Origin of the sequence: Paenibacillus sp. MZ03-122A (assembly GCF_024213325.1) — a bacterium.
GTDB lineage: Bacteria > Bacillota > Bacilli > Paenibacillales > Paenibacillaceae > Paenibacillus > Paenibacillus polymyxa_B.
In genome coordinates this window covers 58,715-83,270 of record NZ_JANAVI010000003.1, presented here as the reverse complement: position 1 = coordinate 83,270, position 24,556 = coordinate 58,715, and the positions used below count along the sequence as shown (strand labels likewise).

Genomic DNA, 24,556 nt, shown 5'->3' with positions numbered 1-24,556 from the left:
CCCTGTATCATATGTGAATAAAGCTGCTTTCATTATAATGATGGTCTATTCGGGATAATTACGGGCTTAGTCAAAATAGACAGCTTTCCCCGTACGAGCCGATTCATAGATAGCTTCCAAAATTTCAGTAACAACCAGTGCCTGTTCCGGCTTCACAAGAGGTTCTTTGTCGTCCAGAATAGATTCGATCCACAAACGGGCTTCGCGGTCTGCTTCATTTTCCGTTTCTCCAGAGTAAAAGGCAACACCGCCTGCATCCAGATCTATTTTCGTATCAAACAAGCGGCTGTTCTTTTCCCCGTTAATGCGCAATCCATCCTGCATATCGGCTCCGCCTTCGGTACCGCATAACAGCGTCTTCGCTTCGCCAAATTCTACAACGTTCAATGCCCAGCTGGACTCTAGTACAATCGTAGCTCCATTTTGCATCGTAATAAAACCAAAAGCTGAGTCCTCTACCTTAAATTCCTCAGGATTCCAAGGTCCAAAGGCATTTGCTGCATCTTTACGATCCCCTAGCTTATGGAAGGTTGAACCTAGTACGCTTTTAGGCTTGTAATTATCCATCAGCCAGAGTGTCAGGTCGAGTGCATGCGTGCCAATATCAATAAGGGGGCCACCGCCCTGCTTCTCTTCATCCAAGAATACTCCCCAAGTCGGAACCGCGCGACGGCGTAGAGCAATGGCTTTGCCCAGATAAATGTCTCCAAGCTCTCCTTGTTCGACCAATTGCTTCAGATACAAACTATCATCACGATAACGGTTTTGATACGCAATAGACAGCTTCTTACCTGTACGGTTGGCCGCATCGAGCATTTCCCGTGCCTGCTCTGCAGTTTTAGCCATCGGTTTTTCACACAGCACATGCTTACCTGCCTCAAGCGCCGCTACGGTAATTTCCGAGTGCGAGTCGTTGGGTGTACATACATGTACGACTTCAATGTCTTTATTTTCTAACAGCTTACGGTAATCGCTATAAACTTGCGAGTCTTCAACTCCAAACTTTTCTGCTGCCTCTTCAGCGCGCTCCTGAATGATGTCACAGAATGCGACGATTTCTGCACGTTTCTGCTTGGCAAGACTCGGCAAGTGTTTGCCGTTGGCAATTCCTCCACAACCAATAATCCCGATTTTGAGTGTTTTAGACATGAATATTTCCTCCCTGAGCTGCGTATTGTTGGAGCCACTTAATACTGGTTTCAATGCTTTCGATTGGAGGGTTTGAGCAGAAATCCTGTTCTACGACGATCCAATCCACACCTGCCTGAATAGCGGCGTCTGTAATGGCCTGAAGCTGCACTTCACCTTTGCCAAGCTCTACAGTCACTGCTTTTTGTTGCTCGTCACGTGCCATATCCTTTAAGTGAATGATAGGCAGGCGTCCATTATAACGTCCGATGTATTCCACTGGATCATAGCCCCCATAGTATACCCAACAAGTATCCATTTCGACCTGTAACAAATCATCGGAAACCGCATCATATAAAGCATCGAATACCGGGCGATCATTGATTTTTTCTGTCAATTCAAAATCATGATTATGATAAGCCAGTATCAAGCCCTGTTCTTTCACTTTTTCACCAATACGATCCAAATTAGCAAAAAGTTCATCCCACTGTCGCTGTTCTTCGGTTAAATAAGGAACGATTAGGTATTTATTTCCTAATTCTTTGTGGTATGCAATCTCCTCATCCAAATGATCCAGCAAACGAGAATATTGTATATGAGTTCCGACAACTTCCAGATTCAGCTCATCCAAAAGCGCTCTGACATCCTTGGCATTGCGTCCGAAAAAGGTATGAAATTCTACCCCTTTATAGCCAAGCTCAGCTACCTTGCGCAATGTACCTTCAAAATCCTGTTCAAGCTCTTCCCTTACTGTGTACAATTGCAATCCTACTTTAGCCATTCCCCTTCACCTCTTTAATTAGGATGGATTTTCCATTATATCTGTTCCATAATACAAATCCTCGTCCGGTTTGAACGTACTTTCCATCGTAATGTGATTGCCATCCAATGGTGAGCGCTGAAAAGCATGCATGGCTTCTAACACATGGTAGGCCAGTTCAGCATTGGCACGATGGTCCGTGAATTTCAATGCGCCAAAGGCTTTTCACTGTACACATGCTTGCCTGCCTCTAGTTTCGCCACATCTGTCCGTGCATGGCTGCCAGGCACGGTCAGATTAAATACAAGCTCAATCTCAGGCTGACGAAGCAATTCATCCACTTTGTATACGTTTACAATGTTGAATTCATCGGCCCTCTCCTTGGCCCTCTCATCCTGTAAATCAGCGACGGCCACCACTTCAATAAGTGGGCTCTTTTGGAGATTTTCAAGATATACCGAGCTAATAGTACCGCATCCGATAATCCCGGCCTTCATTCGTTCCACGTCGTCACACTCCTTGGCCTCCAACATGTACTTTCTCATCTAACATGTAAGCTTTACAGTTCACATAGTATTCTATTTCTGTTTCGTTTAAAATGAATAATATGATTAAAACATGAACAATCTGGTCAATATTTGAAACAGCCATATGCCCAAAGGAGTCATCATCATGTCTATCGTCGAGCCTTGTCAGGTTCTTACCGCAGGCTATTCTTTCCATCGAAAGCCCTTTTATTCGAACCAGCCTGATGGGATCAAAAATTATTTATTCCGTTTGCAAACAGATGGACGCTGCCAGGCCCGCATTAACGGGGAAATGACACGGATTGAGGCGGGTGACCTACTGCTATTCAATCCTACCGAGCCTTATGAACTGGATATTCATAGTGAGTTGAACCCCATGGGAGAGCAGGTCGTGGAAAGTGGAGATTATCACATTTTTTTCGGTGGTTCCTGGGTAGATGAGTGGTGGAACCATCATAAACGACCCAACAGAATTAAGGTTCAGCTCACAGAAGCCCTGCTTGGCCTATTTCGTCAGCTTGTGATGGAGCAACGACGTATTTCTAATCCTTACCCGGAAATATCAAGTTATTACATACGCATTTTATGTTTGGAGTTTGACCGTATGCTATCCGATCATCCTATCGCTACTCATCATAACTATCTTGCGTATCAGATTAAAAATTATATTGAAGAAAACGCATCCTCTAACTTCAAACTGGATGACGTGTCTTCACACGTCGGTATCAGCGTATCCCGAGCAGTACATCTGTTTAAGGAAACATTCGATACGAGCATTATGCAGTACACGCTGGACATCAGGCTTAACATGGCGAGAGAACGAATCATTTTCAGTCCCATGTCACTGGAACAAGCCGCCGAATCGTCAGGATTTGCAAATTACACGTATTTTCACCGTGTATTTCGTTCCCGCTTCGGTATGTCGCCCAAAGAATTCAGGGTGATTCACCGTGAGCAATTGTAGGACAAAGAGAGCGTTCACCTGAACGCTCTCTTTGTTCATAACCAATAATAGTGAATACTGCTTACATACCACGACCGTTTTTTTTACGGAGCAATTGTCAGCATCACTACCGACATTGGTGGCAGTGTAACATCCAAATGCTGACCTTGCAGCTGATAGGATGTGAAAGCTTCCTTTTTCACACGCTCTGGCTGATCAAACGTATTATGTGCCTGCATATCGTCGCTGGCAAGGACAACACCGCTGATCTTTTTAATTTCTTCCAGTCCTCTTAGCTCCAAATTCAAGTTTCCCGACTCGCCCGGATGGACGTTGCAAAAGCTAATATGAATATTGTCGTCCTGCGCCTTGGAGGCGGACACGCTAACTTGTGGGATGGAATCTCCGTCATATTCATAATCGCCTACCTTTACATGAACAGCCAGTGCTTGCGCATCCTGATGCACCTTAAACATTTCAAATACATGGTATGTCGGCGTCAACAGCATAGCAGGGCCTTCAGTCAGAACCATGGCTTGCAATACATTAACCATTTGAGCAATATTCGTCATCTGTATTCGGTCATGGTGATTATGGAAAATGTGTAGGTGCAGCCCAGCTACCAGTGCATCGCGCATCGTATTTTGCTGATACAGGAAGCCTGGATTGGTCCCCGGTTCAGTCAGGAACCAGGTTCCCCATTCATCGACGATCAGTCCGACCCTTTTGTCAGGATCATATTGGTCCATAATGGCTGAATGACGAGTAATCAATTCATCCATATGCAATGATTTTTTCATCGTCTCGAACCATTCCGCTTCATCAAAACCGACTGCTTGCCGTTTCCCTTCCCAGTTTCCCGGGATCGTATAGTTATGCAGGCTCAAACCGTCCATAAGATGCCCAGCTTCACGCATCAACACTTCTGTCCAACGATAATCATCCACATTCGCCCCACCTGCAATCCGATAAATGCGGTTCTCGCCATAGTTACGGACATATGTCTGATAGCGGCGATACAGGTCGGCATAATATTCTGGACGCATGTTACCGCCACAACCCCAGTTTTCGTTACCCACTCCAAAATATTTGAGCTTCCATGGTTTCTCACGACCGTTTTCCTGACGCCATGCAGCCATAGGGGACTCTCCATCGAAGGTCATGTACTCTACCCACTCCGACATTTCCTGAACTGTACCACTGCCGACATTTCCACAAATATAAGGCTCTGCATCTAACAGTTCGCACAATTGAAAAAACTCATGTGTGCCAAAATGATTATTTTCAACCACACCGCCCCAATGCGTATTTACCATTCTCTTACGGTTTTCTTTTGGCCCGATACCATCTTTCCAATGATATTCATCGGCAAAACAGCCTCCCGGCCAGCGCAGCACAGGAATGTTCAGCTTTTTCAGGGCTTCCACTACATCATTACGAATTCCGTTTGTGTTCGGAATCGGTGAGTCCTCTCCAACCCATATGCCTTCATAAATGCAACGTCCAAGATGCTCAGCAAATTGTCCATAAATGTTTTTATTAATAATGCCTTGTTTCCAATCGGTATTAACAACAACAGAACCCTTCACAACAAACCCTCCCCAAAAATATTAAGATTGTTGGAACACCCGCACAAATGTTTGCGCTTTCATTTTGGCCTAAATATCACTCATACCACCGATTTTCTTTCGATCATAATTTTTACGCATCATTACTTTTAGTAAACATTAATATAAATATTAATAATTAAACAAAAACATTTCACGTGTTTAATATATTTTATTGTCTACTTTTTGTCAATCGTTAAGATAAGTCCAATCAAACCAAAAAGCCTGCCATTAAGGCAGACCAAGGTATGACTATTTTAACCCGTAATCTAGGTTCAGCCGAGCCTGAGCATTGTATCTTTTAGGCTGTACCTATCCAGCGTGAACCATGGTAACTTGGACAATTTTGAGCTGCCGCCAAAGCACGTACACGAACAATGCTTCCGCTGATACCACATGTATGCCCGGACATTAACTCTTCACATTGTGAGCAGACCAACAGTCTGGCTTCGTACACTTCATCATTTACACATTCCATTTTGGGTCTCATGTTGGTTAGAATTCTGGTAATTTGCTCTTCCGATATCGAGATATCTCTTTCACAGCCTTTACAAGTACTTGGCACAGGTATATCTTCCATCGTAAGCTTATCCTCCCCATCAACAATGTCTTAAGTAAATATAGTTAAGTCCATGATGCCATAAATGATAACAGTATATTCTCTATTCTGGCTAGCCCTATTTCCGTTCAGACGGAAGGCCCGCAGCCGCCTCAGATACGACCATCGCCAAGTCCTCATTTCCGAACATGGACAGTACCCCTAATACCGTATCCAGCGGAATATCACCCGCTTCTTCACGCGATACAGTCAACTTGCGTACTCGTAGCAGACGCTCGTTGCTATCCTGATGCGGATATGCTTCACTATATAGTTCCTCTGGCTCCAACCCGTGATTGATACACCATTGCGCAAACACAAGGATCATCATATCTTCTTCTTGCTTATAATTTTCAATGATGGCTTCTTCTAGCTGTTTACCACGGTTATCTTCTTCCATTCATTCATTTCTCCTTCAACCTAATTCTTGATGTCTGTCTGGACTGTTAAGATCACGTTCGGATGTTCCATATTAATTACTCAAACGGCTGATCAGCTCGTCAGCCAGCATATGGCTATCCAATACTTTTCCAGCCCGTACAGCACACTTCTCTGGACGATGAATATGCTCCAGAAAATGATTTACGACTCCGGTGAATCCCCGTCTTTCCAAAATCGTATCCCAGCTTCCAAAAGCTTGCGTTAGTGGTGAATGATTTTTTTGCATAAAAACAGCCTGTTCCATATTTGTTACTTCAACAGACCGTCCTGCCCCGTGAAGCTCCAGCTTCTCTATGTCAGCTCCTGCCTGTCTACTCATACTGTAGCTTCCGGTAGCATTCCCCAGACGTACGGTCCCGAACGCAGCTTCCATATATCCTTCACTCGTCGTATTCAGACTACTATGCAGCAGCTCATAATCATCGCCACCCAGCCACAAAAGCAAATCAAGCATGTGAATTAAATCATCATAAACCGTCTGTGCCGCCGGTCTTCGGTCATATCCAGTACGGTGTTTAATGGCCGCACATTGACTAAATCCACCTGCTTCCTCTAACCATGCTTTAGCAGCTACATAATGCGGGGCAAAACGTCGATTAAAGCCCACCGCCAGCAGCACGGCCTGCGCTTCCGCAAAAGCGGTCATTTCCAGATTCTGACGAACATCATAGGACAACGGTTTATCGACATACACGGAAATTCCTTTTTCAATACACGCCATAACCAGATCAAAATGAGCTTCGGTCGCGGCATGTATAAATACAGCTTCCGGTTCCCATGCTAGCAGCTCCTTCACATCTGTCGTTCCTCTTGGCAACCTATATTGCTCCATAATGGAACTCACCGGCTCCTGTGAACGGTTCATGACACCTACAATATCTACACCTTGGTGTGCTGCCAGTAACGGTAAGTATACTTTTCGAGCAATACCACCCAGTCCTGCAATAGCTACTCTTGTCTTCGTTTGCTTGTCCATATCGTTCCCACCTCTAATCACTCATTCATCTGTTGTCTAGTTTACATGGAAGTCTGCTGACAAGTAAAGAAAAGAGACTGCTCCCGGTCCAGTTGGACCTAACGGAACAGCCTCTATGGCATGAACGTTCAGCTTCAGCTAAGTTTACTTAATGTAAGTTAGCTTAGGCGTGCTGTGCTTGCTTTCTTGTTTTTTCACTTTTAATTTTTTTAACACGCATCCCAATGGCTACAACCAGAACCACAACCAGAACCTCAAAGCCGTATTTAATGACCCCGTTCATAAACCAGTGCGCAATCAGCGGTTCCGCCACCACCATTTTGGCAGCAGTATAAGCCAGTACAGCAGCCCCGATCGTAATAACTACTGGGTAACGTTCAGTCAGCTTCAAGATAATCGTACTTCCCCACACCATGATTGGAACGGAGATTGCCAGACCCAGTATAACAAGCAGCATGTTTCCATGAGCTGCTCCCGCAACAGCAAGTACATTGTCGAGGCCCATCATCGTATCCGCGATAATAATCGTGCGGATCGCTGCCCACATTTGATTCGTAGCTGAAATTTCATGTTTTTTCTCTTCGACCAGCAGCTTATAGGCAATATAGATAAGTGCGAGTCCCCCAATCAAACGCAATCCATAAATTTGCAATAAATACGTGACCAGCACTGTAGCAATCACCCGAATGATGACCGCTCCGACCGTCCCCCAAATAATGACCTTCTTTTGATTGGCCTTATCAACATTGCGAGCCGCCAAACCGATTACGATCGCATTGTCACCAGCTAGCACCAGATCAATGATAATGATGGATACTAATGCGGTTAAAAACTCAATTGACAAAAAATCCATACGTTTCTCCCACCTTTTTTTATTTATTTGTTATACTGTACATAGTTCAGCGCTTTATACTAAAAAAGCGCCATTTCACGGAATCCGGAAACGGCGCTTGACCCAAATTCGGCATCAAAAAAAGACCATTTACCCGGATTCCTAAAATCCTGGCAAAGGTCTCGCTTACAACATTACGTTGCCAATAAAGCCGGGGATTAAAAATCCCGTAATGACGACTTTACTCGTTGAGCTACTCCCCTTTGGGAACTATTCTGTTAGTGGCAGTATAGCACACATTATTGGGAATGTGAACCCTATTTTTTTCTGTATAAGCGATAAGCCGAACAGGGATATTGAAAGAGGTATGTAAATGAAAAAATGGCTACTCGTCACGGCTTATGTTTCGCTGCTTTGCATCGCGTTTATCTACAGATATGATTGGCTCGCCTGGGCGGACAAGCAGACCTCCTTTCCAGTTCTGCTACTACTCGCATTTTTATTCGCGCTAATTCCGTTTGTGCCTTACAAGCTGATTATCGCCTCCATTGCTTATGCCGCAGGCCCCTGGCAAGGTGCTCTGATCTGCTGGCTTGGCACTACATTGGCTGCGTTGGTCGTTTTCACTGCAGTACGTACCCTGTTCCGTGACAAAGGACGTACCTATTTGAAGCGGGTTCCCGCATTGGAGCGCTTCAATCGAGTCATGGAGAGGGAACCTTTTGCTGCTGTTCTGCTGGCTCGCCTGATTCCAGTCATCCCCCAAGCAGCGGTAAATGTATACGCTGGAGTAGCAGGGTTTCCGTTCTGGAGCTTTATCCTAGGTACAGCTATGGGCAAGCTTCCCGCAATTGCGGTGTATGCTTATGCTGGCGGCACCTTTGCAGAACACCCAATCACCGGTTTGCTCATTTTAGTGCTATATACTGCACTGGTTGGCGGCGCCTTTATACTCTACCGAAAAAGGCTTCAACGCGCCAATAGAATATAAAGCGATAGTTTGCCACCGTCTCTGTAGGATGTTTCATTGCGTTTTTTAGGACATAGCCATTTACACTACGCTTGGTTTCTGACGTTTCGTTGGATTTTGCAAAAATCTCGTATATAATTTAATTGTAAGCTATTTAAATAACAACTAATTAAACATTCTCAGATTGGAGTGACAAATATGAGCACCAACAATCCACACACGGTAGAAAAAGCAACTTTTGCAGGTGGCTGCTTCTGGTGCATGGTTTCCCCTTTTGAGGAATTACCCGGTATTTTGAAGGTTAGATCTGGATACACAGGGGGACATACCGAAAATCCTACCTATGAAGAGGTGTGTTCTGAAACAACGGGACATGTGGAAGCCGTACAGATTACATTTGACCCACAAGTATTCCCGTATGAAAAACTGTTGGAGCTCTTCTGGCAGCAGATTGATCCGACGGATGAAGGTGGACAGTTTCACGATAGAGGTTCATCCTACCAAACGGCTATTTTCTATCATAATGAAGAGCAGCGAATCAAGGCAGAAGCTTCTAAAGAAGCTTTGACTCAAAGTGGCCGCTTCGACAAGCCGATTGCTACACCGATTCTGCCTGCAGTCACTTTTTATGAAGCAGAAGAATATCATCAAGACTATCATAAGAAGAACCCCGCTCATTACAAACGCTACCGCAAAGGATCGGGACGTGAAGATTTTATCGAGCAAAATTGGTCCGGCAAGATTGATAAATCCGATCTTAAAGATCGGCTGACGCCTATTCAATACGAAGTAACACAAAAAAACGCGACCGAGCGCCCTTTTCAAAATGAGTTTTGGGATCATGAGGGTGAAGGTATTTACGTGGATATCGTATCAGGAGAGCCCTTGTTCAGTTCATTGGACAAATATGATGCAGGTTGCGGTTGGCCCAGCTTTACCCGTCCGCTGCGCAGCTACAATGTCAAAGAAAAAACCGATCTCAGCCATTTTATGATCCGTACCGAGGTGCGAAGTCGTGAAGCCGACTCCCATTTAGGGCATGTATTCGATGATGGCCCAGGTCCAGATGGTTTGCGTTATTGCATCAATTCTGCCGCGCTCCGCTTTGTGCCTCAAGAAGATTTGGAGCGTGAAGGATACGGAGCATATAAGTCATTATTTGAAAAGTAAGTAGCCATAGAATCATTGGGGCTGACCCGCGATCCATCTTTAATAGATGATCACGGGCCAGCCTTTTTGGGATATGGCCGCACATCATTACGTAAGCTAGCAATTTAACTCATTACCCATCCAAGCCAAATGGCTAGCGGTACTAGTAATAGCTGAGCTAATAAAGTACCTGCCAAACGCGAGATGATCATCCACCCGTACATGCTGTTCATCCGAGTTAAGGGTAGCTCCCCTCGTAGCGTTTTCTCCGACAGAACCGCCAATCTTGGATCAATTAACAAGGTCAGTAATACCGTTGCGACGCCATTGATTAGACCTGACGACATTGACATGGCTGTACCTTGAGCAGGCCAGAGGAATGATGCATATAAAGCAGATACTACTCCAGTTGTATAAATGGCAGTAACGGTTATATTCAGAATAATTAGACGCTTGGGTATCGCTCCGCCAATCAGTGAGGTTAGCATGGACCAGGTAGGGCGCTTTATGTAGTAGCCTGCATGCTTCCAGCGACTTCGCAGCAATAAATGACGCATCAAGGCCGGAATAGATCCGGTATGCTCCAAATGCACAATCCATCTGGCTGACATGCGTACCACTGTTGGATACAGTAATATAGCAAGCATGGTTCCAACGGTTGCTGCCAGCAGTACCCCATGCATATATAGCTCCAGTCTAATATCCGTACCGCCCCCTTGTGCTGCAGCTTTAGCCTGATCGACCATCCCTCCGAGTAAAGGCCCCTGCGCCATGTTAGAGGTGCGTGAAACCAACAGCAGCATTCCCGCAACGGTTAACGCCAATCCAATCCGACGCGCTCGCAAACCACCAAGCCGGAGAGCATAGGACAAGCTATCTGTAGTATGAATGATGATAGTCAGCAAAAAAACAAAACCCCAGGCAAGCAAATGCTTCACTCCTTTTCCTCGTATTCTGCACACCATTATACGCTTTTTTTCAAGGTACATTTTACAATATATTCATTTCTTTGATTTCCGTTTGTTTAAGCCGACAACGGGTAATACATAATACATCATCCGCTATAAGGAGTGTGCAACTATGCCTTGGAACAAACATGATTACCCTCCATCCATGAAAAACCTGGGACCTCGGGTGCGAGAAAAAGCCGTTGATATTGCTAACGCTCTACTCCGTGACGGCTATGAAGAAGGACGCACGATTGCGATTGCCACTTCCCAAGCCGAGGAATGGAACGATAATCATCCAGCCGAGCAAGATGAGAAACCTAAAAAACATGAAAAACAGCATTCAAGCGAAAATGTACACGACCATCATTCCGCTTCTTCCGATCAGAATGGACGCATCCATTCTACTTTAAAGCCTTCCTGATAGAAGCTGAATACAGCGAAAGGGTGTTACGAAAGAAGATTTCTCTCCTGACGTAACACCCTTTCCTTATTGACGAAGGCTGTGGACGACCGGCACTGTTTTGGTAACTACCTTTTTAGCGGGAATAGCCGCTGGCAGTACCTTTTTCACAGGTCGGTGCAGTTGGAACGTGGTCGTCCATGTAATTATTTTTCCGGCAAGCCACACAGCCAGTATTGTAAACATTGTTTCCTTCATAGGCAGATACAACAGTGATAATCCCAATACGATGATGTCACTGACAATAAACACGTTGCCGATTTTCCACCCGCGCCACTCACTGATCAGCAGAGATAAGATATCATCGCCCCCGGTTGCTCCACCGAATCGCAATACGATTCCGGCTCCCAAACCTGTAAGCACCCCACAAAGTAGAGCAGCTATCAGCAGATTTCCATGTAGATCTATAACCAGAGTCGAATACTTCTCAAATCCTGCATAAAACAGTGAAAAAGCGACGGCTCCGATTAACGCAAGCAGCATAAATCTTCTGCCCTTCAGTACCCATGCCAGCAATATGACGGGAATATCAAGCAGCAACATACTCCATGCTGGAGATATGCCAAATGCGTAATGTCCCAGCAGGGCCAAGCCTGCAAATCCGCCTTCTGACAAATGATTCTGAGCATTAATATGATAGTACGTAAAAGCTAAAATGCATGTTCCGAGCAACATGACAGCAATCTGTCTCAATGCTCCATTGTTCACGATAGATTCGTAAGTTTTCCTCATACAGGCTCCCTCGGTTTCTCGTAAGTTTGATGTGGATGAACCCACTCTTACGGAAGCTACCGGATAAGATGTGCCTGGAGGACTTGGTCCTTCGCATGTACAATCCCCTCTTCCGCAGAGTTGGCTTTCGCAACTTGACGTTACTCCGCGGAAAAGCTAAGTATAAGACAGATCAAATCGTTTCCAAATCGTCCTTTGGGGAAGTATCCTTCGGGGACACATGGTATCCTGATCCTTTCTTTTGTGGAATAAAACTCCGACATTTCTGTGGTACATATAATTCTATAATTTATTATACCACACCTTGTCACCTGCTAAACAGCTTGCTTTTTTTGCTGCACCATATTTTATTTTATGTGTGAGCATGCTTTATTGTATGTGCGAATTAACGTATTATACCGAAGGTTTGGCGAATGTACATTTAATATAACATTTAATATAGCCCAAAGCGTATTTTATTTCTGTTTAGATTATTATCCACTTAATTTGGCGGTTCTACGCTGGTTGGCCATAAACACCCCTCCAAGTATAAGGACAAGTCCTGTAAGAACATTCCAGCCGATATGTTCATTCAGGAGCAAAAAGCCCCATACGATGGCACTTACTGGCACAAAATACGTCACCGAAGAAGCAAATTCCGCGCTCCCCCGCAAAATCATGTAATTGAACAAAATATATGCTACTCCTGATCCCAAAACTCCCAGCCCTATAAGGGAACCCAATACACCTGGATCAGAAACAATCGACAAATTAGGTCTCTCCACAATTGTCATCATAATGCCACCCCCTACCGCCGCACCAAACAGTGTTGCAAAGGTAGCCTGATACATGGAAAGATTGGAGAGAAAACGTTTGGAGAGCTGTGTTCCAAATCCATAGCAGAGAGTCGCAAGCAGCATACACCCAAAACCTACAGGATCAACAGAAATAATAGATGCAGGATTAATACCCAATAAAATAATAATTCCTACAAAAGCGAGCCCCATTCCTAACCACTGCATCCGATGAAAAATAGCCCCGAAAAAAACAAGCCCCACCAACATGGTCCATATTGGCGTGGTGGCATTCAATACAGAAGCCATACTGCTAGCTATTTTGGTCTCGCTAAAACCGATCAATGTCCATGGCAAAACCATGTTGACCAAAGCTACCAGAGTAACCGATTTCCACGGAATGCTTTTAATTTTAAACGGCCTGCGCATAAGTAGCATTAATAAGACGATAAAAATAAGTCCAAAGCTGGATCTAAGAAATACAATAGTCCACGGTCCTACTTGATGTAGCAACAACACCTTGATAAACATAAACGAACCGCCCCAAATGAGGCTCAACAATAATAAAGCTGCATATAACGAACGTGACAATATGTATACCTTCTTTCTCCACTTTCTTAAGTTAAATAGTAGAGGCTGACCGCAGTCAGAACGATCTCCTCTTTTATGTAAGTTTTTATCCATTAGCTTAACATAAACTCTGTTTGACTGTCATTGGCGATAAACTCAAGAATTCTTTACACAATGGCACATGGGTATCGCTCTCTACCACTTTTCCAATAATTGAGGATTGCTTTAGCCTTGGAAAAATACCTATGATGAGGTATAAACAGAACACACGTTCTATATAATGATTATATATTGTATTCTTACTCGGAGTAAAGGAGATTTTTATGCCAAGCCAAAAGACACTGAACCACAAGAATAAAGCTCCTTTGCCTTCTGAAGAAGACGCAGGGCTAGTCAAGATCTGTGTACTTCTAACTCTTGTGCTGGATGTGCTGGAACGAGACATTCGTATTATACATACTTCCCCTCTAAAAATGCCTGATTTGTATGTTCGTAGCCTGACTGGAGTACAACAGCGTGTGGCTGTTCAATTAGCAGAGACAAAGGCGCGAATGAAAACACTAGGGGTTAAAATATACAGCGAAATCCGAAATCGTGAAGGCGTAGAGGTTTTGTATATATGCCGCGGCTATCAAAGACGATTTTTCATGCTTTCATCCTTTGCCCACAGCGAGGTCCGGCGGAAACTGGGACACTATCTAGGAATTGATCCATAAACTCAGTCCATATGGCACACATTATGCCTATCTCATCCAAAAAGGAGGGCTTTCTTGGCTGGACATGACGCAGCTTCCGTTGAATTAAACAGAAATGTTTCCTTTATTGAGCAAGCCTTTTTATACGGATGATTTAAAAAAACAGGCAATTTCCGTTGACGGCAAAGAAGGTATACTGCTCTATGTTGATTCGCTCGTAGATCAGGAGATGATTCAAACTCATATCCTGAGCGCCTTATATGAGAAAATCGATGCAGTCTCTCATCAAATGTTCACCACCTTAAGCAGTCAAAAAGACACCGACCTTCAAAATGCTGCTGATTCACTTATTCAGGGATATTGCATTTTTATGATAATTGGGGCGGAAGAATTTTTTATCCTTTCTTCCGAAAAGACGTATGCTCGCAGTACAGACGAACCAGAAAACGAAGGGGTTATTCGCGGACCGCACAATGGATTCATTGAGCAGTTATCCATCAATCTGAATCTGATTCGCAAACAAATTGTCACACCGTCGCTGGTTGTACGCTACTTTTATGTGGGATCTAAAACCCGGACTAAAATCGCTATTGTCTATGTTCAAGACTTGGCTAATCCTGAGCTAGTGGAAGCAGTGAAAACGAGAATTAAAGCGATCTCCTCCGACATGGTGCTCTCCCTCGGTTTTATTTTATTCAAGAGTTTATTAAGGACAACCCTTTTTCCCTCTTCCCTCAACAGCTCAGCACGGAACGACCGGATCGTGTGACCGCCAATCTAATGGAGGGACGGATAGCGATTTTGGCTGAAGGTAGCCCTACTGCTCTATAGCTCCCGTCTCTTTTTTTGCATTTTACCAAAGTCCAGATGATTATCACGGCCGTTGGATTATTAGTTCATTTCTAAGAACGATTCGAATGATGAGCTTTTTGATCGCTTTTACGCTGCCTGCTATTTACATTGCGACGATTGCTTTTCATCCAGCTATTTTGCCACTAGAGTTGGCGCATACCATTAAAAAATCACTGGAAAATGTTCCATTCCCAGCGATTGTGGAGGCTATGCTGCTTGAATTGATCTTTGAGGTGCTACGAGAAGCCGGGGTTCGTCTACCCAGTCGGGTTGGCCAAACTATTGGAATCGTTGGTGGTCTCGAGTGCTTGTTTTAATTTCATTTCTGATTTTTCCCATGATGCTGTTAATTAGCTATGGTATAAAGCAGTCCAACCCGCTTTATCTGCTACCTCTAACTGAGGCGGGATGGCCCCGTATTATTGTCGGTTCAAAAGAAACGCTCCTGGCGATGTTTGGTTTTGAGTTCATTCTTATCGTCTTTCCCATGACTGAGGGCAAAAGTATAGGCAAGCTCAAGTCAATTTTGGCAGCTAACGCGATCGTGGTACTATGTATTGTTTTACTGTATTTACCTGTACAACCGTATTCAGCCCCCAACAGCTTGAATTAATGCCGGAGCCAGTCATTTATTTGCTCAGATCCATTCCACTGGGAACGATGGATCGAGTCGATTTTATTTTTCTGCCGATTTGGCTCATTTCGATCTTTGGTGCTATAAGTGGTTATTATTATGCGGCGTCTTACGGAATAAGCTATCTATTCAAGCAAAAGAGTCACAAAAAGGCGGTTCCCTTTGTTGTGCTCGCCTCATGTTGTATTGCCTATTTGCCTCAACGAAGAGAAGATTTCGAGCTTATTGGTTCCATAGCCAATAATTCTGCTTATCTTTTCCTAATTGTATTCCCTTTTCTGCTGCTGATCCTATCCTATCTCTTCAAAAAAAAGGAGGGACCTGAAACATGAAAAAAAAGAGCAGAGCGCTTGGAATGCTAACTCTACTCATTTTTATAACAGGCTGCTGGGATCAGGACAATTTGAAGGATGCCCGATTGGCAAATGCATCGGCTTATGATCTCACTCCTGAAGGTATGTTGTTGCAAACGCTAGAGGTTGTAGACGATTCTCAAAGCAATCAAGATAAAAGCACCAATGAAATTCACTCAGGCACCGGCCATTCCGTTCGGCAAAGTACAGACAAAATCCGAGCCAAAGTAACCGGGGATATCCGCTTTTTCAAATACGGAGTTATTCTGTATGGTACAAGCTCGGCCCGAAAAGATCTATATCCCTATCTGGATGTGTTGTATCGTGAGCCTGACCATCCGACTTCCCATGTCAAGGTAGCTATTGTAGATGGATTAGCTGGAGAAATAATAGATCAAAAAGGCATAGGCAACCTCTTAATTGGCGAATTTATAACCAAAAAAATCAGAAGCCTTGAGGAAATGTTTATGTTCCCGGAAATGACACTGGAGACAGTGCTCCCCCCAATGCTTGATCCGGGTCAAGATTTTGTGCTTCCCTATCTTTCCAAAGAAGGAGAAGATATTACAGCACGTGGAATTGCCTTATTTCACGGACAAAAATTCACAGGAAGCCTAAATAATGAGCAAGGTGTTTTATATGTCCTGATGACTGGAAAGTGGAAAAATACAGCTCGCTTTGTAAAAAGGATACATCCAGGATCTGTCGGTGATGTGCAAAACTTTATTACGTATCAGGCTAACATTCAGAATGTCAAACGTAGCCTTAAAGTGAAAGTTCAGCATGATGGACAAATTGATGTGGAGCTTAACCTGAAATTGCCTGTCGATATTGTTGGATATGCACGAAATCATCTTCAAGATAAAGCTAACGTACGGCGTCTAAACCGTCAACTTTCCGAAATCATGACCCAGGATACGGAACAAATTATCCGTACACTTCAGGAAAATGGATGTGATGCCTTTGGCGTAGGCAGACAGTTGATCGCTCATCATCCAGCAGTATGGAAAAGTGTAGATTGGAATAAAGAATATCCCAATGTCCGTTTTCATCCGCAGGTCACTGTAGACATTGTCGGGAACGGCATTTTAAACTAAGCCGTTCCTGTCGTTTAGTTTTTGGGTTGATCAGATATTATTTCTGGATAAATAACTTCATCAGATTGGGTTTTTGGAGTCTCACTCTGGCTTTCCGATTCAGAAGGAGTCCCCTGTTCGTTTTCAACAGAAGGTTGCGAAGTATCTGTTGATGGCACATCGTTATTCTCATCAGGCATTTCTATCTCTGTGTCTGCGTCAGGAACAGCAGGATCCGTTTCCTCTGGTGGAATTTTCTCTTGATCTATTGCAGGTACCTCAACCTCTGGGACTTCTTTTTCCTTGATATCTGGTTTGGACGGGACCACTGGTCTAGCAGAACGCGGAAGCCGTTCTCTTCCAACTTCAGTAGGCACATACTTTTGATTAAACCAGTCAGTCACAAGTTGACCCGATTGACGGGAATAACGCCCTGGCAGCTTACCTGTAAGGCTAGAAACCGTAACTCTTACAACACCTTCCGGCCGTATAAAGTGCTTATTCTTAAAAAGTTCAGGCTGGTCCTTGACCGCCTCATTCATGATCAGTGCCCACACTGACTGTGCTCTGGAATGGCCTTCTTGAGATAATGTATTAACCTGTTGGCGGTAACCAGCCCAGACGCCTAGTGTAACGTCAGGTGTGTACCCCATAAACCACACATCACCAAAGTTTTGTGTTGTACCGGTTTTACCGGCGATATCAATGGCACCGTAGCTTTTAAAAGCATTTTGCAGGCGTTTACCAGTTCCCCTCGGATCTGATATAACAGTTTTAAGCATATCCGTCATCAAAAATGCGGTTTGCTGCGAATATACACGCTTCGTCTGCGGTTTAAATTCATATATGATCTTCCCGTTGGCATCCGTAATTTTGCTAATCAGATGAGGTGCATTATATACACCCATATTGGGAATCGTTCCATATGCTGCAGTCAGTTCCTCGACGGATACCCCTTTGCTTAGTCCACCTAGAACCCCTGTCTGAGCATGTTCATCCTGCGGCTGAATCGTCGTAATTCCAAGAGAACGCACAAAATTCCAAGCGTTTGGAATTTTAACTTCATATAAGAACAGCCTCAGTGCAGGGATATTGATTGACCGATTGAGTGCTTCACGGGCTGTCATAAGCCCCTCGTACCGTCTGTTATAATTTTTAGGAATATGATAACCTTTACGCCCGTCTTTCAATATGATTTGTGAATCATCAATAAGACCGGCTGGCTGAGTGTAGCCCTTTTCCAAAGCAGGTAAATAAGCAGCAATAGGCTTCATGGCAGAACCGGGCTGACGTGTCATTTGAGTTGCATAGTTCATTTGCTCGGTATTAAAATCCCTGCCCTCGATCATACCGAGTATAGCCCCTGTTTTATGATCAATCATGATTGCTGCAATCTGCTCTAATCCCTTCTTCTTACTGTATGGAGAAAAGTTTTGTGGATTGGCTGCAATCTGCCGCATATTGTTATAAATTTTCTTATTTATCGTTGTATAAATTCGATATCCGGACCGTTGCAACTCTTCTCGCGTATTTTGAAGAAGCTCGGCATACTCAGGCTTGGAAATCTCGGCTGCTGTGATATCGGGATTTTGTTGGAGCGCTAACAATTGGGCGGCTTCCCGCTCTGTCTCCAGCATCAAATAAGGGAATGTGTTATAGCTTTTTTCGCGATGTGGCGCAAGAGTGGCTTTCACATCAAATTGAAGCGCCTCGTTATATTCGGATAGCGTAAGTTTACCTGTTGCCAGCATTCTTCCCAACACGACACGCTGGCGCTCCATCGCTTTATTGAAGCCTTCTTCATCAAAGTTCCCTTTACCATCAAAAGCGGAATAAACAGATGGCAGTTGGGGAAGACCTGCCAAATAAGCCGCCTGAGCAATATGAAGCTTATGTAGATCACTTACATTGAAAATCCCTAACGAAGCAGACTTAATTCCATATAAATTGTAACCAGCGGAACCATTACCAAAGGGCATTTTGTTTAAGTAAGCCGTTAATATTTTATCCTTACCCATAAAACGCTCCATACGCAGTGCCAGCAGCATTTCCTTCACCTTGCGGCTGTCCGTCTTATCCAGACTGAGAAAAACCCTTCGGGCTACCTGCTGCGTCAGTGTGCTGCCGCCTGTTTGGCGGTTTTCATTCAAAAGCTTCTGCTTAACAGCACGAGCTGTTCCCTTTAAATCCACACCACGATGCTCATAAAATTGGCTGTCTTCCGTTGAAATGAGGGCGTCCACAATAGACTGAGGGACATCCTTCAGATCAACGAGCTGTCGATCCTCCTCCATGCGCATTCTTCCAACCGGAGTTACCTGATCATTAAAAAATACAAAGCTGGTCAGAGCGTTCTCATTTACCTTTTCATATATCAACTGACGTGAGCGTACAGGTTCATCATGAACCAGTGCCGCTACATAACCGGATATAAGACCTCCAGCAAATAGCACTCCAAGTACACCCGCAAACGAGAACCACTTGATATTAATCAGCAAAACTCTGCCAAAAATACGCCACCTACTGCGTTTTTGAGATGATGGTCGACGTTTTGGGTTCATAAAAATGGTTTTCTCCCCTCAATATTCATTCATTTCCACTTGTTTTTGCTCAAGATATTATGATACGCCATGTTAGGTTTTCCGTAAACTGTAACGTTCCAAAAAATACATTTGTATTAGGAACACTTGTTCTGTATATAATACTACTATAAGAGTATACATTCAAGAATATTTTGGAAGGATGATCCACACATATCAGGAAAGGAGGTCGTATTTTTGGAGGAACGCAGAAATAGAACCATATTCTTATCGGACTGCCAAAGTTTTTATACTAGCATCGAAAAAGCAGATGATCCCAAATACCAACATAAGCCACTCGTTGTGGCCGGTGACCCTGCACTTCGTTCAGGCATTATTTTAGCTGCGTGTCCGCTGGCCAAAAAATACGGTATATCTACAGCAGAACGTCTGGGAGAAGCGGTGAAAAAATGTCCTGACCTTATCATTGTACGTCCGCGTATGCAGCATTATATCGATGTCTCATTAAAAATAACAGAAATTTATAACGAATATACGGATTTGGTTGAGGTTTTCAGCATTGATGAACAGTTTCTGGATATGAGCGGAAGCCTCTCCCTGTTCGGGGATCCGGTGAGTATTGCAAGTGAAATTCAGCAAAAGGTACTGGCACAAACAGGAGTATGGATTCGAATTGGTATCGGCTCCAACAAAATGCTGGCTAAAACCGCAACAGATATATGGGCTAAAAAAAATGACAGTGGCATTTTCTTGTTGCCTGCATCCGATATTGCAGCGTTGCTATGGCCCCAGCCAGTACGTCTTATGTTCGGCATCGGTTCACGAATGGAACGGCATTTGGAGAAGCTTGGACTACACACCATTGGAGATATCGCACGTACTTCCTTACCTCGGCTACAGGACAAATTCCGGTCTCATTTCGGTAAGCAGTCCGATATTCAGGCAGAGGTAATATGGCGAACTGCTAACGGGATCGATCACAGCCCGGTCAAGCCGGAAACATTTAATACACCTCCCAAATCCATCGGTCATATGATGACTCTTCCTCGAGACTATCTCCAGCCTGCGGAAGTGGAAACCATCCTGCTTGAACTAACAGAGGAGGTGTGTCGGGACGCCCGCCGCAAAGGATATATGGGCTCGGTTGTGACTGTTCATTGTATATGCAGTCCCTACGAGGCACCAACCGGATTCTCCCGACAAATGAAGATACCCGATCCTACAAACCATACCCAAAAGGTATATGAAACCGTTAAAAAAATCTTTTATACTTTTTGGAATCATATGCCTGTGAAGCGCGCAGGAGTTACTTTAAGCGGATTGGTGGATGATCAACTGTATCAACTGGATTTTTTTGAGGATCAGGAGCGATCCCGTGCTTTGGAAAAGGTGACGGACACTTTAAAGGATCGGTACGGTCAGTCCATCATCATGCGCGCATCGTCCTTAACAGATGCCGGGCAGGCCATGGAACGGTCTATCAAAATTGGCGGTCATTACAAATAAAAAATCTCATGATAAGCTCACACTAGCTATTGCCCGGGGAATGAACTAACTAAAACAAACCAAAAAGGATCGCCTGATATCAGGCAATCCTTTTTTTATCTGTGCTTCACAAAAAAACATGGAGAGCGCTTCGAAGCACCTCTTCAAATAGCAATCAACGGAACATTCCCCACAGCTTGATTAGATGGAATGTATTGGACGGATCAATTTTTTGTGCCAATACGAAGGCGGTCAATTGCTCCTCCTGCGCAGCCGTCAAACGCTCGTTTAAAATAGCAGAAGTGGTCTTCACAAGATGACGCACCTTAGCTTTATTTTGCAGGTCCGCTTTAGTCACACCTTCGATCTGCTGCTTAACCCGATCCTTGAGCGCACGATTTTTCATTTTCAACTTAATCCGCTCCACCAGTTGCGGACTGATTCCATATTGCTGATAGCTCAATGTTGCCACACCTCCCATATCATTCGGTCATTCCCAAATATATGACGGCCAGCCTGTCCATTGTGCCTATCTGTTTAAAACGTTTAGAACAACCTCATGATTCATGGTGGATTAGTCGATGAGATCCCCCTGGAAAATCTGCTCTTTTTGCAAATAACCGCGCAGTGCTTCATACTGCGGAGATGTCCAAAAGGACGCATCCTTGATCAGATCAGTTGCATCCTCACGCGCCTTTTCCAGCACCTCAAAATCCGCTACCATATCTGCTAAACGAAACTCGGGTAGCCCACTCTGCTTGGTGCCAAAAAAGTCACCTGGCCCTCTCAAATCCAGATCGCGTCTAGCCACCTCAAAACCATCGTCCGTATCGGTCATAACCTTCATCCGCTCCTGACCAACCTCCGACTTAGGATCAGCGATCAGTACACAATACGAGGCATGTGCTCCCCGTCCGACACGTCCACGTAATTGATGTAACTGGGACAGCCCAAAACGATCCGCATCCATAATGATCATTAGCGTCGCATTGGGGACGTCTACCCCCACCTCCACAACCGTCGTTGAAACGAGCAACTGAACCTCATTCGCATAGAAAGAACGCATAACTTCTTCCTTTTCTGCGGGAGTCATTCGTCCATGTAATAGCCCAACGCGGTAATGTGGAAAAGCCTGTTGCATTTGAATATGCAAATCAATGGCATTCTGTACGTCCAACTTCTCCGACTCTTCAATCAACGGGCAAATCAGATAAGCCTGCCGTCCCTGATCTACCTCGCGGGAAATAAAACCAAGTACCCGATCCATCAGTTCGTGCTTCACCCAATAGGTGGAAATTGGAATACGCCCCTTCGGCCGCTCTGACAACGTAGAAACATCCATATCGCCAAACGCAGTGATGGCCAGCGTACGAGGGATCGGTGTGGCCGTCATCGTCAGCACATCGGGATTATAGCCTTTGCGACGCAGTACACTACGCTGGTTCACTCCGAATCTATGCTGCTCATCCGTTACAACAAGCCCAAGCTGGCGAAAATATACATCTTCCTGAATGAGAGCATGGGTGCCTACTACAATGTCCAGCAGACCCATTTGGAGAGCAGCTAGCAGCTCCTTACGCTTCTTCCCGGTTGTACTCCCAGTCAGTAGGCCCACACTGATTCCAAAGGGCTCAAACAGCTTGTGAAGCGACCGCATATGCTGCTCGGCCAATATTTCGGTTGGCACCATCAGCGCTCCCTGAAAACCAGAACGTACTGTGGCAAATAAACCGATGGCAGCAACAACTGTTTTACCTGACCCAACATCTCCCTGAAGCAGACGGTTCATACAATAAGGTGAGCGTAGATCGTGCAGTATTTCAAGCTCTACCTTCTTCTGTGCATCCGTTAATTCAAAAGGCAAAGCCCTTACAAATTCACGAATCGTGGCGTTATCCACCGTATGTACCACCCCGTCCGCTCGACCACGATTTAGCGCCCGGAATGCCTGCATTTTCAGCTGAAATAAAAATAGCTCCTCATACACCATCCGCCGACGAGCCTCTTGCCCCTCACGGTTGTCCTGAGGCTGGTGTATACCCGTAATAGCCTGCTTGCGCGGCATCATACTATATTTGCGTACAAGCAACTCAGGCAATATTTCGGGGATCATTTCACCAAACTGCTGGAGCGTCTGATTCATCGTTTTTCGCATCCAGCTTTGCGTAATCTTGCCGCCTATAGAGTACACCGGTTGAAGCGTCCCCGAGCGGGCTACTCCTTTATCAGGAAACTCAGAATCTGCAACAGTCATCTGCATACGTTTGAGGTCCCATTTACCAGTCACCACAATTTCACGACCAGAGGTTAGCTGCTCCTTCATGAAATGCCGATTAAACCATGTCGCGGTAAACATCCAATCCTCGGCCATCAATTTACAAGTCAACCTTGATTTGCGCCCGTAACGCTGAAGCACCGGAATGCCCATAATTTTGGCCTGTACCGTAATCTTATCTCCGTCCTTCACTTCGCTTAGCGAGCGCAGTCGGTAATCTTCATACCGAAACGGATAATATTCCAGCATGTCCTGTATGTTAGAAATGCCAAAAGCGTGAAGCTCTCCTTCTTTGAGAGCACTCACGCCATGTATTTGTTTTAAAGGTATTTGATCCAATTGCAGCATATTACCTCTCATCTCCGGCCGGCCATACAAAAATGCCAATCGTTCCTGGCCCTACATGGGTCCCAATCACAGCGCCAAGTTCAGTATATATTCGATCCCCCAGCTCAAAATGCTCTGCCAGCTGAGCCACGAACGCTTCTGCCGCTGAGCGATCTGCCGTATGACCCACAGCAATATTAATTTTTTGGCCTTTTAAATCCCGCTCCAGTAGTTCAATAATTCGTGCTGTCGCTTTTTTATGCCCTCTCGCCTTATCAACCGAATAAATAATACCTTCTTTGTCAATCGAAAGAATCGGCTTAATGTTAAGCAACGTACCAACCATTGCCGCTGCCTTGCCAATACGTCCGCCTTTTTGTAAGTATTCCAGGGTATCCACCAGGAAATATAAACAACGGCGCTCCCCACGACGTTCCACAGCCCGAACAATATCAGTCGGGGAGTGTCCGGCAGCCGCCAGTTCTGCCGCATAAACCACTAGCATGCCGTATCCGTATGAAGCTGATTTGGAATCCACCACAGTCACTCTATGTTCATGCTTCTCCAGCATGGATTTGCCCAGCAGAGCAGACTGATACGTTCCGCTCACACCCGAGGATAAATGGATAGAGATAACCTGGCTCTCGGGGTATTGCTCTAACAGCGTCGTGTATGTCTCCAAAAAACGGGCTGGTGAAGGCTGTGACGTCGTAGGCAGCTCATCAGCCCGTACTAGTTCGCTGTAAAACTGCGACGCTGACATCTCAATGCCGTCCAGGTAAGCTGTGCTGCCGAACATCACTGTCAAGGGTACAACAACTATACCGAGACGGTCTGCTAATTCTTGTGGAATATCAGCCGTGCTATCCGTCAAAATGATGGTACTGCTCATCAGTCAGACCT

At 44.8% G+C, this 24,556-nt stretch carries 23 protein-coding genes and 3 pseudogenes; 10 read left to right on the top strand and 16 right to left on the bottom strand.

Going from position 1 to position 24,556, the window contains the following annotated elements; translation table 11 throughout:
- Positions 1-66 precede the first annotated feature (66 nt).
- The 4 genes and pseudogenes from NLX74_RS07505 to NLX74_RS07490 all read right to left on the bottom strand — a co-directional run.
- Entirely contained in the window at positions 67-1,149 is a 1,083-nt protein-coding gene (locus tag NLX74_RS07505; RefSeq protein ID WP_235309529.1) for a Gfo/Idh/MocA family protein, read from the bottom strand.
- Entirely contained in the window at positions 1,142-1,909 is a 768-nt protein-coding gene (locus NLX74_RS07500) for a sugar phosphate isomerase/epimerase family protein (RefSeq protein ID WP_235309528.1), read from the bottom strand. Before NLX74_RS07500 ends, NLX74_RS07505 begins: the two co-directional genes overlap by 8 nt.
- Positions 1,910-1,927: 18 nt before the next feature.
- Positions 1,928-2,098: a hypothetical protein gene (locus tag NLX74_RS07495; RefSeq protein ID WP_235309527.1), complete on the bottom strand. Its 171-nt coding sequence runs from the start codon at positions 2,096-2,098 to the stop codon at positions 1,928-1,930.
- Between the two features lie 2 nt (positions 2,099-2,100).
- Positions 2,101-2,394: pseudogene (locus NLX74_RS07490) on the bottom strand (Gfo/Idh/MocA family protein); the annotation flags it as partial.
- 166 nt (positions 2,395-2,560) lie between these two features.
- On the opposite strand from NLX74_RS07490, the gene NLX74_RS07485 reads away from it, so the two are divergent.
- A complete protein-coding gene (locus NLX74_RS07485; protein WP_061829048.1) occupies positions 2,561-3,379 on the top strand; it encodes an AraC family transcriptional regulator in 819 nt (272 codons plus the stop codon).
- Between the two features lie 83 nt (positions 3,380-3,462).
- Here NLX74_RS07485 and NLX74_RS07480 read toward each other — a convergent pair whose 3' ends face one another.
- From NLX74_RS07480 to NLX74_RS07460, 5 genes are all read right to left on the bottom strand, one after another.
- The gene (locus tag NLX74_RS07480; protein WP_235309524.1) at positions 3,463-4,947 is read right to left on the bottom strand and encodes an alpha-N-arabinofuranosidase; all 1,485 of its coding nucleotides are present in this window, start codon (positions 4,945-4,947) and stop codon (positions 3,463-3,465) included.
- A 319-nt stretch (positions 4,948-5,266) separates the two neighbouring features.
- Positions 5,267-5,545 (bottom strand): DUF6171 family protein, encoded by a 279-nt coding sequence (locus tag NLX74_RS07475; protein WP_254328373.1) that lies wholly within the window; start codon positions 5,543-5,545, stop codon positions 5,267-5,269.
- A gap of 97 nt (positions 5,546-5,642) precedes the next feature.
- Positions 5,643-5,963, bottom strand: coding sequence for a hypothetical protein (locus tag NLX74_RS07470; protein WP_235309522.1), 321 nt, complete (start codon positions 5,961-5,963; stop codon positions 5,643-5,645).
- A gap of 72 nt (positions 5,964-6,035) precedes the next feature.
- A complete protein-coding gene (locus NLX74_RS07465; protein WP_254328372.1) occupies positions 6,036-6,980 on the bottom strand; it encodes a Gfo/Idh/MocA family protein in 945 nt (314 codons plus the stop codon).
- Positions 6,981-7,143: 163 nt separating this feature from the next.
- Positions 7,144-7,833 carry a TerC family protein gene (locus tag NLX74_RS07460; RefSeq protein ID WP_023989285.1) on the bottom strand — a complete coding sequence of 230 codons (690 nt, stop codon included), beginning with the start codon at positions 7,831-7,833 and terminating at the stop codon, positions 7,144-7,146.
- A gap of 352 nt (positions 7,834-8,185) precedes the next feature.
- On the opposite strand from NLX74_RS07460, the gene NLX74_RS07455 reads away from it, so the two are divergent.
- Complete coding sequence (locus NLX74_RS07455; RefSeq protein ID WP_254328371.1) at positions 8,186-8,803, top strand: TVP38/TMEM64 family protein; 618 nt, start codon at positions 8,186-8,188, stop codon at positions 8,801-8,803.
- 177 nt (positions 8,804-8,980) lie between these two features.
- Complete coding sequence (msrA, locus tag NLX74_RS07450; RefSeq protein WP_254328370.1) at positions 8,981-9,952, top strand: peptide-methionine (S)-S-oxide reductase MsrA; 972 nt, start codon at positions 8,981-8,983, stop codon at positions 9,950-9,952.
- Positions 9,953-10,056: 104 nt separating this feature from the next.
- Here msrA and NLX74_RS07445 read toward each other — a convergent pair whose 3' ends face one another.
- Positions 10,057-10,860: a lipid II flippase Amj family protein gene (locus NLX74_RS07445; RefSeq protein WP_268820095.1), complete on the bottom strand. Its 804-nt coding sequence runs from the start codon at positions 10,858-10,860 to the stop codon at positions 10,057-10,059.
- Between the two features lie 151 nt (positions 10,861-11,011).
- On the opposite strand from NLX74_RS07445, the gene NLX74_RS07440 reads away from it, so the two are divergent.
- Positions 11,012-11,302, top strand: a complete 291-nt coding sequence (locus NLX74_RS07440; protein WP_235309517.1) for a DUF2188 domain-containing protein — start codon at positions 11,012-11,014, stop codon at positions 11,300-11,302.
- Between the two features lie 66 nt (positions 11,303-11,368).
- Here NLX74_RS07440 and NLX74_RS07435 read toward each other — a convergent pair whose 3' ends face one another.
- Both NLX74_RS07435 and NLX74_RS07430 read right to left on the bottom strand, forming a co-directional pair.
- Positions 11,369-12,073, bottom strand: coding sequence for a YitT family protein (locus NLX74_RS07435; protein WP_235309516.1), 705 nt, complete (start codon positions 12,071-12,073; stop codon positions 11,369-11,371).
- 473 nt (positions 12,074-12,546) lie between these two features.
- Positions 12,547-13,437 (bottom strand): DMT family transporter, encoded by an 891-nt coding sequence (locus NLX74_RS07430; protein WP_235309515.1) that lies wholly within the window; start codon positions 13,435-13,437, stop codon positions 12,547-12,549.
- A gap of 302 nt (positions 13,438-13,739) precedes the next feature.
- On the opposite strand from NLX74_RS07430, the gene NLX74_RS07425 reads away from it, so the two are divergent.
- The 5 genes and pseudogenes from NLX74_RS07425 to NLX74_RS07395 all read left to right on the top strand — a co-directional run bounded on the left by NLX74_RS07425 (position 13,740) and on the right by NLX74_RS07395 (position 17,047).
- The gene (locus NLX74_RS07425; protein WP_235309514.1) at positions 13,740-14,132 is read left to right on the top strand and encodes a YhjD family protein; all 393 of its coding nucleotides are present in this window, start codon (positions 13,740-13,742) and stop codon (positions 14,130-14,132) included.
- A gap of 106 nt (positions 14,133-14,238) precedes the next feature.
- Entirely contained in the window at positions 14,239-14,880 is a 642-nt protein-coding gene (locus tag NLX74_RS07420) for a spore germination protein (protein ID WP_367997023.1), read from the top strand.
- 11 nt (positions 14,881-14,891) lie between these two features.
- Positions 14,892-15,280 (top strand): annotated as a pseudogene (locus NLX74_RS07410) (spore germination protein).
- A 20-nt stretch (positions 15,281-15,300) separates the two neighbouring features.
- A pseudogene (locus NLX74_RS07400) lies at positions 15,301-15,929 on the top strand (GerAB/ArcD/ProY family transporter).
- The gene (locus NLX74_RS07395; RefSeq protein WP_254328367.1) at positions 15,926-17,047 is read left to right on the top strand and encodes a Ger(x)C family spore germination protein; all 1,122 of its coding nucleotides are present in this window, start codon (positions 15,926-15,928) and stop codon (positions 17,045-17,047) included. Before NLX74_RS07400 ends, NLX74_RS07395 begins: the two are co-directional and overlap by 4 nt.
- Before the next feature lie 14 nt (positions 17,048-17,061).
- Here the strand turns inward: NLX74_RS07395 and NLX74_RS07390 are convergent, their stop codons facing one another.
- Positions 17,062-19,587 (bottom strand): transglycosylase domain-containing protein, encoded by a 2,526-nt coding sequence (locus NLX74_RS07390; protein ID WP_254328366.1) that lies wholly within the window; start codon positions 19,585-19,587, stop codon positions 17,062-17,064.
- 216 nt (positions 19,588-19,803) lie between these two features.
- On the opposite strand from NLX74_RS07390, the gene NLX74_RS07385 reads away from it, so the two are divergent.
- Positions 19,804-21,072 (top strand): DNA polymerase IV, encoded by a 1,269-nt coding sequence (locus NLX74_RS07385; RefSeq protein ID WP_235309511.1) that lies wholly within the window; start codon positions 19,804-19,806, stop codon positions 21,070-21,072.
- A 154-nt stretch (positions 21,073-21,226) separates the two neighbouring features.
- On the opposite strand, the gene NLX74_RS07380 is transcribed toward NLX74_RS07385, so the two are convergent.
- The 3 genes from NLX74_RS07380 to NLX74_RS07370 form a co-directional block, all read right to left on the bottom strand.
- Positions 21,227-21,514 (bottom strand): stage VI sporulation protein F, encoded by a 288-nt coding sequence (locus NLX74_RS07380; RefSeq protein ID WP_061829033.1) that lies wholly within the window; start codon positions 21,512-21,514, stop codon positions 21,227-21,229.
- A 111-nt stretch (positions 21,515-21,625) separates the two neighbouring features.
- Positions 21,626-23,674, bottom strand: a complete 2,049-nt coding sequence (gene recG, locus NLX74_RS07375) for an ATP-dependent DNA helicase RecG (RefSeq protein ID WP_235309510.1) — start codon at positions 23,672-23,674, stop codon at positions 21,626-21,628.
- Between the two features lies 1 nt (position 23,675).
- Positions 23,676-24,545 carry a DegV family protein gene (locus NLX74_RS07370; protein ID WP_235309509.1) on the bottom strand — a complete coding sequence of 290 codons (870 nt, stop codon included), beginning with the start codon at positions 24,543-24,545 and terminating at the stop codon, positions 23,676-23,678.
- Positions 24,546-24,556 lie beyond the last annotated feature (11 nt).